The following is a 14,169-nucleotide window of genomic DNA, read 5'->3' on the forward strand; positions in this document are numbered from 1 at the left end:
AATGTCTGAAACTAAAGTAAAAACTCCTATCATTGAAAGCATAATGCAAAGGAGCAAATATACAAAAGATGATGAAAGTTATAGCGTAGTAAAGCAAGGAGTTGCCGAGTTTATCTCAAATATCATCACAACAAACAATGCTGAAGAGAAGATAAACAAGCTTGCACTTGATGAGATGATAGCTCATATAGACACGCTTTTATCAGCTCAGATGGATGAAATTTTACACAACAAATCTTTCCAAGAGCTAGAGTCTACTTGGCGTGGCATTAGATTTTTGGTTGAGAGAACAAATTTCAACGAAAACGTAAAGATCGACCTTTTAGACGCTACAAAAGAAGAAATTTTAGATGACTTTGAAAACAATCTAGATATAACTCAAAGCACACTTTATAAGCAAATTTACTCAGCTGAATATGGTCAATTTGGTGGTGAGCCAGTTGGCGCGATAGTTGCTGACTACGAGCTAGATAAGTCAAATCAAGACATGACTTTCTTAAACAAAATGTCATCAATTGCAGCGATGAGCCACTCTCCGCTTCTAACTTCGCTATCTTCTAAATTCTTTGGACTTGATAACTTTGGCGAACTTGAAAACATAAAAGATCTAAAGAGCCTACTTGAAGGTCCTCAATACACAAGATGGAGAACTTTTAGAGAGAACGAAGATGCAAAATATACAGGTTGTATGGTAAATAGATTTCTTACTAGATCTCCATATATCCCAGAAGATAACCCTATAAAAAGCTTTAACTACCGCGAAAGCGTTGATAAGCACGATGATATGCTATGGGGCAACGGCGCTTATGCGTTTGCTACAAGACTTACAGAGAGTTTTGCGGACTATAGATGGTGCGGAAATATCATCGGGCCAAAAGGTGGTGGTGCTGTAAAAGACCTACCAACTTACACTTATGAAAACTACGGAAGCGTTCAGACAAAAATTCCAACCGAAGTTTTGATCACAGATAGAAGAGAATTTGAGCTTGCAGAAAATGGCTTTATCACACTTACGCTAAGACGTGATAGCAACAACGCAGCATTTTTCTCTGCAAACTCAGTGCTAAAACCTAAAGTTTTCCCAAATACTCCAGAAGGCAAAGCTGCCGAGACAAATTTCAGACTTGGCACACAGCTTCCATATGTATTTTTGATCTCTCGTTTGGCTCACTATCTAAAAGTACTTCAAAGAGAAGAGATCGGTACTTGGAAAGAGCGCAGTGACGTTGAACGTGGCTTAAATGAGTGGCTAAGACAGTACATCTCAGACCAAGAAAATCCACCAGCTGATGTAAGAAGCAGAAGGCCATTTAGAAGCGCAAAAGTTATCGTTAGCGATATAGCTGGCGAGCCAGGCTGGTACAAGATAGAGCTTCTAGCTAGACCTCACTTTAAATTTATGGGGGCAAATTTCGAGCTTTCTTTGGTTGGTAAGCTGGATAAAGAGTAAATTTAAGTATGTCGCTGATAGATAAAATTTTATATGAATTTAGTGATGAGTCAAAATTTCGTCCCTACTTCAAAGATCTAGACAGCGACATCAAAGATCACATCGATACTATCTTAAACTCAAGGCTTGGAAACTACGGCCGTTTAAATGATAGTATCATCGATCTTTGGTCGGTCGGGGTCGAGATAAACGAGCTTGGCCATAGACTTGGCATGGCGATATATGAACTAATCACCTCAAACGAAAATAGAATAGAGATAACTTCTATCGGCTATGATGACTCGCTAAAGCCTTGGCGTATCATCTTTAACATAAACTATAAGCATAAAAACGACAATTTCAAAGAGTATTTGCTAAAGGTTATTTTTAAAAACAATAGATATTGTGAGATTTTATAATGGATTATAATGAAAATAATTTAGCTTATTTTCAAAAAGAGATGGCGTATCTTGATGAAACAAGAGCACTTTTTATAAAGAATTTCCCAAAGGTTGCACCATTTTTAGATACTAAGAGCAAAGATCCTGATGTTGAGAGTATCATAGAAAATATGGCTATTTTGACATCAAGGATTAGACAAGAGCTAGATGAAAATATCCCATTAATAGCCGAGTCTTTGATAAATATCTTAATGCCAAGCTACACAAATCCTTTTCCCTCGGTTTGCATGCAAGAATTTGCTCTAAGAGATGACTTTTCAGAAAAAAAAGAATTTATACCAAAAGGCAGCATCATAGAGTCAAAGCCAATAAACGGTGTAGCTTGTAAATTCCAGACGATATATGATGTAAATTTGCTTCCATTAAAGATATCAAAAGCTTTCATGTTAAACAACAAAAGTGACTATCTTTTAAATTTAAACATATCTATCACCAAAGATGAACTTAGCGCCAAAGAGCTTGATATAGACTTTTTAAATTTATATCTTGGCGATAACATATACTTCTCTTCAACTCTTTTGATGTGGCTAAAAAACTACTTGAAATTTATAGTAATAAGCTTTGAAGATAGCGATGAGGAGATAAAACTTGGAGCTGATAAGCTTAGCTTAGACGAATTTGATGAAGCTTTGATAAATAGCGATGAGTTTGGTTTTGAGGCATTTGAGCTTATAAAAGAGCTTTCGTATTTTTCATCTAAACTAAATTTCATCCGTATAAACGGACTTGGTTTTTTAAAAAGATTTGACGCAAAAAGCTTTAACATCAAATTTGTCTTTTCAAAAGATATGCCAAATGGTTATGTGCCAAGGCTAGAGTACTTCTCTCTCTTTGCCACACCAGCGATAAATTTGTTTGCCAAAGGCGCTGAGCCTATACAAAATAACAACAAACGAAGCGAGTATAGAATTTTCATAGACCGCTCAAACATAAACGCTTACGAGATAGTCTCTATCACAAAGGTCGTCGCTCACAGCAGCAATAATGAAAAAAGGATACTTAAAAACTACAAAAGCTTTGAGAGGTTTGAGTTTCTAAATAGCCAAAGATCAAAGGATTATTACTTTGTAAGTAACAAAATAGATATGAAGCTAAACTCTTACAAAGAAATTTCATTTTTTAAAAATGACGCTAAAGAGCAGACCGTGAGCATCGAGACGCTTTGTTGCAACGGCGACCTGCCAACTAGTCTAAAACTTGGCGAGATAAACAAAATCCAAAATCACCAAGGCGTAGTGACCAAAAATTTAACTATCCCAACTAGCGTAAAACGTGTAAATGTAGATGGAAATTTACTCTGGAGGCTAGTTAGTATCTTGTCATTTAGCTATCAAAGCATACTAAACAAGGGCTCTTTTTTGGCACTGCTTAATGCCTTTATGCTACCTGATGATGAGTTTTTGAAGAAATTTTCTAGCTCGCTTCATGAGATAAAAACAAAACAGATCCACAGGGTCGATGGCGGCTTTGCAAAAAGAGGAGTGCTATGTATATTTTATATAGATGAGAGCGAATTTGAAAGTCTTGGAAATGTCTATGTTTTAGGTATAAATTTGGCTAAGTTTTTATCAAAATTTGCTTCTATTAACTCATTTTGCGAGCTTAAGATAAAGTGCGTAAAGAGTAAAATTTTATTTGATTATGGGTTTTTAAGCGGCACGAAAGAGCTAGTATGAGCGAAGAGATAAGCCAAGCTTCTTTTTTTAAGCTTATAAAAAACATCCTAAAAGATAGGGATAGGAGCGAGATATTTTTAAAAAACAGCTCGAGTTTTGCCTACCCGATCAAAGAGCTCGAGAGCTTAGATGAGCAGGAGCTTACAAAGATAATTGTAAATTTTATGGGTCTTTTAGGAAGCGGCTCGCACCTAACAAGCTACATTTTAGAGAAAATTTCAAAGACTAATGACAATAGCTATGAACTATTTTTTGATTTTTTTGACAACTACTTGCTTTGGCTATTTTTTGACAGCATTAGTCTGAAAAATTACGCAAGATCTTTTGAAGATGAGCTTGATGATAAAATTTCAAAGATCTTGCTTGATATGCTTAATATAAAAGAAAAGCAGCTGGCAAAGAAATTTCTGCCATTTTCGCCACTCGCAGTTAGCCAAAGAAGGCCAAAAAAAGAGGTTGAATTTGCGCTTCAGAGCCACTTTGGACTAAAAGATAAGCTTTTTATACTTGAAAATTTACCAAACCAAATTTTCATAGCACCATCAAATTTAAACTCTTTAGGCCATAAAAATAGGACACTTGGTAAAAATTTCATCCTTGGCAAAAAGCTTTTTGAAAAACAAACCAAGATCGCAGTATTTATAAACGGCATAGAGTACGAAGAGGCTGTGAATTTCTTCCCAAAAAAAGATAAATTTAAAGAGCTTCAAGAGACTCTTTCTTATTTTACTAATGATGAATTTGTTTCTGATTTATATTTGAAGATAAATTACTCTCACAAAATGCAGTTTAAGCTCGGGTCAAAATATACAAGTAGTCAAATTGGCTTTGGTTCAAGGCTTAAAAATGATAAAAAAATGTCAAATTTTATAAAATTTAGACTTTGTTCATAAAATTTAACTCCAAAATCAAAAAAATCTGATATAATTACATAAAAGAAATATATTTATTTGTAAAAGGATTTGCAGCTATGGCATTTATCGACTACTTACGCAGATTTTTCACATTTTTTAGGTTTAAACACAGTGTTGTTTTAGTAACTTCTATCGCACTTAGTGTTTTGTTTTGGCTCTATGCCCCGCTTGTAGCATTTAACGATATATACAGCTTTGCTAGTGTTAGCTCACGAGTTAGCGTGCTAGTTGCTTTTTGGGCAGTTATATTGTTTTTTGTTTTGCTCAGACCGCTGATGAACTATTTTGCATCGCGCAAAGATGAGAAAAACGACAAACTAAAAGAGATAAAAAAAGAGTCAATGGATAGCTTTGGCAAGGCAAAGAGAAATTTCTTACTTTCGCTAAAAGACGCCAAAACGACTTGGAAAAAAGATATAAATTTCAAAAAATTGCCATTAATAATGATAATAGGCAACGAGGGCGCTGGCAAAAGTGCTTTTATAAACTATTCAAATATCGAATTTCCTCTATCTGATAGCCTGGATACTTATAAAAAGATACACCAAAGTACGACAAATTTTAACCTTTATGTATCAAAATTTGGAGCACTATTAGATACTGAGGGCATTCACTTTGCGCAAGAGAGCCTCTATCAGCCAACTGCAACAGAGGAGCTTCCTGAAGATGATGTAGAGAAAAACAGAGACTATCTACTTAAAAAAGGCGTTTGGAACGAGTTTTTACACTTTTTAAAGAGAAATGACTTTAACTCAAGACTAAGTGGCGCCGTACTTATCATAGATACTAAAAAATTCTTAGAAGGCACTCAAGAGTATTTTGATGAGCTTATAAGATATATGGTAAAGAGGATAAATGACTGCGAGAAGCACCTTGGCATTAAATTTCCTATCTACGTGGTCTTTAGCAAGCTTGACCTTATAGATGGTATGGGTGATTATTTTAAATTATTTAATGAGGACGTGGCAAATAAAGCTCTTGGTATAAATTTAGACTCAAATTTCACTGCTCAAACACTTGAGACAGAGCTTAAGGGCTTAAGCGACTCACTATTTAAACACCTAATGAGCAAAAACTCGATCTCGCACATGCTAGAAGATAAAAAACGCTCATATTTGTTCTTAAAACAGCTTGAAAATTTCTTCGTGCTTGTAAAAGACTTTGTTACAAAGCTAAGCTCTCAAAATGATCTTAAAAACACATCTGTTATAAATGGAGTTTATTTTGTAAGTGCATATCAAGAAAACATCCCTATAAATTACCTTACAAATACAATTTGTGATAAATATAGCATCAAAAAACCACTTCTTAGAGCGGTAAATAATTACAGCAAACAAAGCTATTTTGTAAAATCATTTTTAAAAGAGATCGCTTTTAAAGCAAATGTAACGAAATTTGGCGCTCAAAATAGATTTATTAAATTTGTAAATTTCGCTCTAGTGGCTGCACTTTGTGTTGGGGTTTATTTTGGCTCTAGTTATATTTTAAATATCAAAAATACAAAAGAGCAAATTGCGGCTAACAATGTAGATAAAATTTCTAACTATCTTGATAGTAAAAAGTATAAAGATCTTACCGCTACACAAAAGATCGAGCTTTTAAATCTGCTAAAACAAAGTCTAAACGACTATCCAAGGATCTTTAGCGGTGATACTAAATTTGAGTACATCACTCTTGATACCTCTTATAAAGGTTTTGCGCCTGTTAAAGCGCTTTATTACGATCTTAGCGCTGATTTTTTCAAAAATACAGTTTTAACTGAGATGGAAAATATCCTAAAAACAGAGAGTGACCCAGATAAGCTTATAAAAGCCTTTTATATGTATGATTCACTTTTTGATAAAAACTATACAAACGTAGATCTATTTAAAATTTGGATAGCTGCAAACTGGGATAAATTTGAAAAATATGGTGTTGCTAAAAATGAGTTTTTAGCGCACATCGAAGCCATTTTAAATGCTAAAAATTTAAGCATTTCAGCAGATCAGAGCGCCCAAAGTGCTGCAAATACTAAACTAACACCTGTTCAAAGAGCAAAAAGGCTCTACTCGATACTTGAGTTTATCTCATTTAAAGATGAAAAATCATTCTATGACATCAAAAAAGAGGTTGAAAATTTAAACCAAGTAGTTCAAGAAAAAGAGGCGTTTAATCCATTTAATAAAATTTATACAAAAGAAAATTTAAGAGACTTCTTGGCAAAACTTAGCTCAAACATCGATGAGACTGCAGGCATCGAGTCATGGCTGATGGATACCAACTCATCTTTAAAAGATATCAGCTCAAATGAGAAAAAAGAGCTAAGCATCGCAGTTGTAGAGCTTTACTTGCAAAACTATGCTGATAAATGGAACCAAATTTTAAGAGCAATCGAGCCAAATGAATTTGCTACTAAAAAAGAGGTCATAGATGAGCTTGAAATTTTGTCAAAAAGAGAAAACCCACTAAATTCTCTTATAAAACTAACCAATCAAAATACAAATTTAAATGATGAAAATTTACTAAAATACATCTACTCTCTAGGGTTTGCTTCAAGCGAGATAAAACGTGTATTTACAGACTTTAGCACTAAATTTACAAACTATCATGCGCTAAATTCTGACGGATCGCTAGATCTTATCAGCAATGACGTCACAAATGTCTATAAAAAAGTTAGTGACTATAACTTTGAGATGCTTCAAAGCAGTGACGATAAGATCGTTTATGCGATAAATGGCATAAAAAATGAAAACGATCCGTTTATCGTGCTAAACAATGACGCTAAAAAGCTTCCAGATGAGCTAAATGAGTACTATCAAAAGCTATCAAAACTTGCTTGGAAACAGGTAGAAAACGGAGCTTCATCGCTTTTAGCAACAGCTTATAAAGATGATGTTCTTGATGACTTTGAAAGCCTTATAAAACCTTATTATCCATTTAATGAAAGCTCAGCAAAAGCCGTTAGTATCGAAGAATTTAAGAGATTTTTTGGCAAAGACGGAACTTGGAATAGCTTTTATGATAAATATCTAAAACAAATTTTAAGCAAAACTGGCAGTGGCTACAAAGTAAGACCAAAATATGCAAAAGAGCTAAGATTTAATAAAAGTTTCCTTGAAAATATCGCTTATATCGATAGAATTTCAAATTTGATGCTTGATTCAAATGACGAGCTAAAACTAAACTATAACTTAAAAGCGGTTGATCTATCGGCAAATTTCAGCCATATAAATATAGGCTACGGAAATAACTCTTTGGCGTATGATCATACGATCCCATCAAATTTACTTGTTTCAAGTAAAAGCTTTGATATCTCAACACAGTTTAAATTTAATGCAGTTTCAAATGCAGGCAGTGATAAAAAAGAGATCAGCTTTGATGGTGAGTGGGGCTGGTACAAGCTCTTAAAGGCTTCGAATTTCAGTAGCATTGGCGTTAGCACGCTTAACTTTGATGGTAAAAAAGAGTCATATTTTGGCTTTGAAGTTACTCCAAATGGCGGAGAGCTTTTAGAGCTTATGAATATCATACCAACTATTGATTTACCAAGAAAGATGCTTTATTAAGGAAAAAATATGCAAGAAATAGCAGCGGTTATACAAAATTTCGATAAAGCTTCGAGCTTTTTGGCACAGTATGTCATTTTTGATGAAAACGGTGGAGACATAGGCTCGCTAGATACGGTTAAATTTCCGTGTAGCGATACAAGTGGCTCTATAGCTTCAAAGCACGCTCATATAGGCTTTGAAGAGGGTGTTTTTACCATTTGTGGATACGAAGGATGCGAGATATTTTATAGTGATTCTTATTCGAAGTTACCTGATGATTATGAAAGTGTGATAAATCCAGGAGATATTTTTAGGATAGGAGAGCTTAAATTTATATTTATAGATCCTTCTAGGATAGACGAATATGTCGGCAAAGCTCACAAGATCATAGAAAATACCAAAAATTTTGATGAGCTTGATAATAAAGAATTTGAGCCAGTTGGGAAAATCTCAAATGTTGATTTTAAAGAAGAGCCAAAGATAAATTCTCTCATAGATGAAGAAAAAGATATCACTTTAAATGAAAATGTTAATGATGTGCCTTTAAATTTAAATGAGAGCGCTCAAAATTTCGATGGAGAAGATATAAATAGTCAAAGGATGCTAACAGCAAAGAGCATGGATGAGCTTTTGATGAATTTGGTTGAGAGCATAAAAGTGCAGCCAAACATGAGCCCTATAAGCGAGCAGAGCAGGACATTAAATACAAAAGATATGGAAACTATTATAAAAACGCTGCCTCTAAGCGACAACACGACACTTGTTAATGCTGTTTTGCTTAAGCTTATTTGCAAGGAGCTATATAGCCAAATGTACGATATAGTCGAGAATAATTCGTTTTTCAAATATCTCTCTGGTGCTGTAACAAAAAGCACCAGAGAAGATAAAGAGGCGTTTAATTATTTATTACATAAAGCACTTGAAAGCTATATGTTAAAAAAGTAATGTTTTTAATAAAATAGAAAGTTAATAAAAGTTAAAATAACCAAATTTTTTAATAGGAGTAAATATGTCACAACCAGTGTATATTAAAGTGAAAGGTTCTACTCAAGGACTTATTTCAAGTGGTGCTTCAACAGAAGCTAGCATAGGCAATCGCTATCAGTCAGGTCACGAAGATGAGATCATGGCACAAGAGGTTTCACACATCGTAACTGTTCCAGTAGATCCACAAAGTGGCCAACCATCAGGACAAAGAGTACATAAGCCATTTAGCTTTACAACATCTTTAAATAAAGCTGTTCCACTTCTTTACAACGCATTAACTCAAGGCGAGAGACTTCCAGAGGTTGAGGTCCACTGGTACAGAACATCAACTAGCGGTGGCGCTGAGCACTTCTTCACTACAAAACTAGAAGATGCAACTATAACAGATATCACTCTAGTAAGTCCAAATGCTCAAGACAAGCTAAACAGCGACAAAACAGAGCTTTTCAAAGTTTCAATGAACTATAGAAAGATAGTTTGGGAACACGTAGCTGCAGGCACAAGCGGAAGCGACGACTGGAGAGAAGCTACTAAAAAAGCTTAAAACCAACCTAGGGGTTACCCCTAGGGTTGATAAAATCATCTTCTAGCTAGAAGGACACAGATGAGCCCTTTTTATCTTTATCTTTTAAATTAACATGATATGTGAAATGCGATATGAAACACCTAGTTATAGTCATATTTCTCATAACATCTTTATATTCACATGAAGCAAATTGTACGGATATGTTTGGGCTCATTTATAATAAAAATTTAAGCGATATTGAAACGGCTAAGTATATAAAATACTACATAGATGATCTCGGATGTAATGCTAATGCTGGTATAAATTTACCAAATTTAACGATGAAAGCTAGCTTATTAGAATTTGCTTATAGTGCAAATAAACCAAAAAGCATTGACAAACTTTTAGAAAAAGGCGCAGTACCTAATGCATGGTTGGCTGGCTCAATAGGATTAGACTTTTTGCTTTTTTTTGAAGAAAATGGGGTTAAGTTAGAAGGGCAGTCACTAAGCCCTGAGCTATTAGAATTTATAAAAACTAAAAAATATAAAGAATTTAAAGAAGAAAAATTTAAGCTAATCAAAAAACTCCTAGAACATGGACAAGATCCAAAAGGCTATATCCTTTTACATAAAGTATTAACGCTTGTAAATGATGAAGAAGATTTAGATAATTTATTAAAGAATAGAACTCAAAAGGAATTAGTGCAATGAAGCAATTGGCAATAATCATATTTCTCATAACATCTTTATATTCACATGCAATAAATTGTGCTGATATGTTTAACATAGTAGCTGATAAAAATATAAGCGACAATGATACAAGAAAATATATTGAGAAATATATTAAAAAATATGGATGCACGACAGATATAGCTTTAAAAAATAAAAAGCTTTCTAATAGAACATATGATTTGCTCGAATTTGCACATGATTATAAAAAAAATGAGACTTTCGATCTGCTTTTAGATAATGGTGCTAAGCCAAATATGCAATTAGCTACATCTATAGGATTTGACTTTGCATTTTTCTTTAGAGAAAATGGTGTAGGTATAGACAACAAAAAAGCAAGCCCTAAGCTACTAGAATTTATAAAAACTCAAAAATATAAAGAATTTAAAGAAGAGAAATTTAAACTAATCAAAAAACTATTAGATCATGGGCAAGATCCAAAAGATTATGGCTTCTTAAAAAATATATTAATGCTCATAAATGATGAAAAAGATTTAGAGAATTTATTAAATAATGGGAATAAAAAGGAATTAGCACAATGAAGCAATTAGCTATAATCATATTTCTCATAACATCTTTATATTCGCATGAAGCAAATTGTTTAAATATGTTTGCTGTGGTATTTGACAAAAATACAACCGATGAAAATACTGCTAAATGTATAGAATATTACATAGATGAGCTTGGGTGTGATACTAATATAGTCCCAAGTTTCGCTAATGATGGCTCCAATTTACTAGATGCTGCTTATGAAAATAATAAGACTAAAACGTTTGACTTACTTTTGAATAAAGGTATTACGCCAGATAAATGGCTAACTGCAATTATAGCAACAGAATTCCTAGTCTTTTTTAGAGAAAATAGCGATGGCATAAAAGACAAAAAAGCAAGCCCTGAGCTATTAGAATTTATAAAAACACCGAAATATAAAGAATTTAAAGAAGAGAAATTTAAATTAATTAAAAAACTATTAGATCATGGGCAAGATCCTTATTATTATGGTTATTTGAGGGTTATATTAAAGATAGTAGGAGATGAAAAAGATTTAGATAAGCTTTTGGAAAGTGAGAAAAGATGATGGATTTTTTTAACACTAGCAAAAAGAAACTTGATATAAAAAATGATAATACAGAATTAAAAAATTTTGATGAAGAAAATAATAAATTTACTAACTCACAAAATGCTATTGATGTCTTTACTTATCCTTTCTCAAAAATACCAATTGTTGGAGAGATTTTTAAAGGAAATGCAGATGCCGCCAAAAATTATATAGATAAAGATGCCAATCTTAAAGAAAAAATAAACAAAGAAGCTGAACGTGGTGGCATAGAAGAAGAAGTTAATAGATTTTATAATATTAAAGAACCAGAAAAGAAATACTTTAAAAAACTTAGAGAAGAAGAAAACGAAAAAAGATTGAAAGAGCAACAAATGGACAAAAACATAACATCACCAACATCATCACTAACTAAGCCAGTCATGCTGGCATCTGGTAACTCAGTGGCAACAGACGGCTTTGTAGACTACGGCGTATCTAACGATGCCTTCTCGACTCTTCAGATAGCAAACGATAAATTTATAGTCACAAGGGCTGATATAAATGAGAGTTTAGAAGATATATTTAGCATAGAGTGCTTTGCCTATATAAATTTAGTCAAAAATCCGCTTTATGAAAATTTAGAGAGCATTTATAATGATAACGCTCAAACTGGCATATATAGGTACCTTGATAAAGGCATGAAGCTAAGCATAAAAAGACCGTCTTCTACAAACAAGAGTATCATCCCAAGCAATAATGGCAGCGACTATATCTACTTTAGCGGCATAGTAAGCGATGTCGAGTATCTAGGCGTTGATGACGATAGCAGCACAAATATAGATAAAAAATACTTCTTCAAATTTAAACTCACATCTTCGCTATATAGACTAAGTATCAATAGAGCAAATAGAATTTACACAGACCAAAGCGTGCTTGAAGTGGTAAAAGAAATTTTGTCTTTTAACAAGCAAAGGCTAACTAAAGAGCTAGACTTCTCAAATATCAAAAATAGCTACAATAAAAAAGAATTTATAGCGCAGTACAACGAAAGCGACCTGGCCTTTATAACAAGACTTTGCCATGATAGCGGTATATATTTTTACGAAGATAATGAGAAAATTTACTTTCACGATACCTTTATCTTAGCTTATAGTAACCAAGCTGAAGTCCTAACACAAAGCGAACCTAGTAAAGGAAAAGAGGCTAGAAAAGTAAGCTTTAATGTAAATTTAAATAATAATCTTGCAAGCGAACACATAAATAAAATCACAAAGAGCGAAACTCTAAAAGCAAACAGCTTTACCCACTCATTTCAAAACACAGCCTATCCAAACGTGCTAGAGAGTAAAAATGAGAAGATATTTGACGAGCAGGTAAATATCTATGATAAGCATATAAATTTAGATGAGTATTCATTTAGTGATACGAGGTTGCTTGAAGTCAGCACATATCTTAAAAAGTTAAGAAGTGATATGCTATTGAAAGAATTTATCGCTAGCTCAAATGTCTTTGCTCTAAATTTAAATGACAATATCTCAGTCGCCATAGATCAAAGCAGCGGCGAATATGAGTTTAAAATAATAGCTATAAAACACACTTATATAGACGAAAGTGTTTTAGAAAATACCCTAAATTTAGGCGACAATGTCCCCTTAAAAGATAAGAAATTTATAAGCTCATATACAAATGAGCTAAGCATCATCCCAAGCAGTGTGAAATTTGTACCAAGCTACAAGCAAAAGCCAAAAGCGCCTGACATCACTCTAGGTCTTGTTGTAGGACAAGATGGGCTAAATAGCCAAACAAACACCATCCATACGGATAGCTACGGCAGGGTAAAGGTAAGACTAAATGCCTTTAGCACACAAGAGCAGATAGATAAAGACGACACCATAAACGCAAGCTATCATAAAAGTGCCTATCTAAGAGTGATCACGCCGATAGCTAGCAACAGCTCCGGCTTCTTTGCGATACCTAGGGTCGGCGATGAGGTAATCATCTCATTTTTGCAAAACGACATAGACAACCCAGTGGTAAGTGGTAGCCTCTATAATGCCTCAAATATGCCACTAGTAAATGTAGATAACAACTACCATCAAACATCGCTTAGCTCAAAAACGATCGGTGCAAACGAGACTGGCATAAACGAGATCACTTTGTCAAACTTAAAAAACAAAGAGCAAATTTATGTAAAAGCAGAGAAAGACTACGACGAGCTAGTAAATAACGACTTTTCTCAAACGATCCTAAACGACAAAAGCTCTCAAGTGCATGGTAGCTACACCGAAAGGGTCAAAAAAGCGCACATCCAAACGATAGATCTTGCTAAAAACGTAAATGTCGGAGGCGAATATCTAACGACGGTTGGACTTTCAAAGGATACAGTAGTAGGTGTCTCAAACACACTAAATGTAGCTGTTGATGATACAACTAGAGTTGGCCAAGATAGGCATGAGTTTGTCGGCAATGATAAATTTGTCGAGATAAAATCAAACCTCAACACAACCATACACAACGACGAAACTAAAGAGATAAAAGGCACCAAAGAGCAAAACATAGATGGTAGTTACAAGCTAAATTCACAAAAAGGTATAAATGAGTTTAGTAACGAGCACATCGTGCTTCAGGCAAACAACTACATCGACATAAATGCTAAGTCAAATTTCACAACAAAAACAGCTGCGCAGCACACCGAGATGGCAGACTCTAAGTATAGCGAGATCGAGACGACATACGAGGTCAATGCTAAAAATGAGATCATCCATCAAGTTGGCAGCACCAAAGTAACCATAAATGGCGCAAGTGTCGTGATAGAAGTTGGTGGCATAAAAGCGATATTTGATAGCATGGGACTAAGAGTCATCGGCGGAGATATCAAGGCACTGTAAAAATAACTGGAG

At 34.1% G+C, this 14,169-nt stretch carries 11 protein-coding genes; all 11 read left to right on the forward strand.

The features are described 5' to 3' along the window. Position 1 precedes the first annotated feature (1 nt). The 11 genes from tssC (at position 2) to CVS89_RS08965 (ending at position 14,157) form a co-directional block, all read left to right on the forward strand. The gene (gene tssC, locus CVS89_RS08915; RefSeq protein ID WP_021086376.1) at positions 2-1,450 is read left to right on the forward strand and encodes a type VI secretion system contractile sheath large subunit; all 1,449 of its coding nucleotides are present in this window, start codon (positions 2-4) and stop codon (positions 1,448-1,450) included. Positions 1,451-1,458: 8 nt separating this feature from the next. After that, a complete protein-coding gene (locus CVS89_RS08920) occupies positions 1,459-1,848 on the forward strand; it encodes a hypothetical protein (protein WP_012001091.1) in 390 nt (129 codons plus the stop codon). Beyond that, positions 1,848-3,566, forward strand: a complete 1,719-nt coding sequence (gene tssF / locus CVS89_RS08925; RefSeq protein ID WP_107847922.1) for a type VI secretion system baseplate subunit TssF — start codon at positions 1,848-1,850, stop codon at positions 3,564-3,566. The genes CVS89_RS08920 and tssF overlap by 1 nt, the downstream gene beginning before the upstream one ends. Further along, on the forward strand, positions 3,563-4,459 hold the full coding sequence (locus tag CVS89_RS08930; RefSeq protein WP_103558246.1) for a type VI secretion system baseplate subunit TssG: 897 nt from the start codon (positions 3,563-3,565) through the stop codon (positions 4,457-4,459). Before tssF ends, CVS89_RS08930 begins: the two co-directional genes overlap by 4 nt. 77 nt (positions 4,460-4,536) lie before the next feature. After that, positions 4,537-8,025, forward strand: coding sequence for a type VI secretion system membrane subunit TssM (gene tssM / locus CVS89_RS08935; RefSeq protein WP_107847923.1), 3,489 nt, complete (start codon positions 4,537-4,539; stop codon positions 8,023-8,025). A 9-nt stretch (positions 8,026-8,034) separates the two neighbouring features. After that, on the forward strand, positions 8,035-8,952 hold the full coding sequence (locus CVS89_RS08940; RefSeq protein ID WP_107847924.1) for a hypothetical protein: 918 nt from the start codon (positions 8,035-8,037) through the stop codon (positions 8,950-8,952). A gap of 64 nt (positions 8,953-9,016) precedes the next feature. Next, complete coding sequence (locus CVS89_RS08945) at positions 9,017-9,538, forward strand: Hcp family type VI secretion system effector (RefSeq protein WP_107847925.1); 522 nt, start codon at positions 9,017-9,019, stop codon at positions 9,536-9,538. Between the two features lie 182 nt (positions 9,539-9,720). Next, positions 9,721-10,212, forward strand: coding sequence for a hypothetical protein (locus CVS89_RS08950; RefSeq protein WP_233091253.1), 492 nt, complete (start codon positions 9,721-9,723; stop codon positions 10,210-10,212). Then, positions 10,209-10,772 (forward strand): hypothetical protein, encoded by a 564-nt coding sequence (locus CVS89_RS08955; protein ID WP_232523971.1) that lies wholly within the window; start codon positions 10,209-10,211, stop codon positions 10,770-10,772. Before CVS89_RS08950 ends, CVS89_RS08955 begins: the two co-directional genes overlap by 4 nt. Then, positions 10,769-11,308 carry a hypothetical protein gene (locus CVS89_RS08960; RefSeq protein WP_232523972.1) on the forward strand — a complete coding sequence of 180 codons (540 nt, stop codon included), beginning with the start codon at positions 10,769-10,771 and terminating at the stop codon, positions 11,306-11,308. Before CVS89_RS08955 ends, CVS89_RS08960 begins: the two co-directional genes overlap by 4 nt. Further along, positions 11,305-14,157, forward strand: coding sequence for a type VI secretion system Vgr family protein (locus CVS89_RS08965; protein WP_196376811.1), 2,853 nt, complete (start codon positions 11,305-11,307; stop codon positions 14,155-14,157). The genes CVS89_RS08960 and CVS89_RS08965 overlap by 4 nt, the downstream gene beginning before the upstream one ends. Positions 14,158-14,169 lie beyond the last annotated feature (12 nt).

This window comes from Campylobacter concisus (assembly GCF_003048615.2).
GTDB lineage: Bacteria > Campylobacterota > Campylobacteria > Campylobacterales > Campylobacteraceae > Campylobacter_A > Campylobacter_A concisus_C.

What these genes read in the sequence shown, in the direction of transcription:
- CVS89_RS08965 (WP_196376811.1), top strand. Translation starts at nt 11,305, where the DNA reads ATGATGGATTTTTTTAACACTAGCAAAAAGAAACTTGATATAAAAAAT.
- CVS89_RS08940 (WP_107847924.1), top strand. Translation starts at nt 8,035, where the DNA reads ATGCAAGAAATAGCAGCGGTTATACAAAATTTCGATAAAGCTTCGAGC.
- CVS89_RS08950 (WP_233091253.1), top strand. Translation starts at nt 9,721, where the DNA reads ATGTTTGGGCTCATTTATAATAAAAATTTAAGCGATATTGAAACGGCT.
- CVS89_RS08945 (WP_107847925.1), top strand. Translation starts at nt 9,017, where the DNA reads ATGTCACAACCAGTGTATATTAAAGTGAAAGGTTCTACTCAAGGACTT.
- CVS89_RS08920 (WP_012001091.1), top strand. Translation starts at nt 1,459, where the DNA reads ATGTCGCTGATAGATAAAATTTTATATGAATTTAGTGATGAGTCAAAA.
- tssF (WP_107847922.1), top strand. Translation starts at nt 1,848, where the DNA reads ATGGATTATAATGAAAATAATTTAGCTTATTTTCAAAAAGAGATGGCG.
- CVS89_RS08955 (WP_232523971.1), top strand. Translation starts at nt 10,209, where the DNA reads ATGAAGCAATTGGCAATAATCATATTTCTCATAACATCTTTATATTCA.
- CVS89_RS08960 (WP_232523972.1), top strand. Translation starts at nt 10,769, where the DNA reads ATGAAGCAATTAGCTATAATCATATTTCTCATAACATCTTTATATTCG.
- tssM (WP_107847923.1), top strand. Translation starts at nt 4,537, where the DNA reads ATGGCATTTATCGACTACTTACGCAGATTTTTCACATTTTTTAGGTTT.
- tssC (WP_021086376.1), top strand. Translation starts at nt 2, where the DNA reads ATGTCTGAAACTAAAGTAAAAACTCCTATCATTGAAAGCATAATGCAA.
- CVS89_RS08930 (WP_103558246.1), top strand. Translation starts at nt 3,563, where the DNA reads ATGAGCGAAGAGATAAGCCAAGCTTCTTTTTTTAAGCTTATAAAAAAC.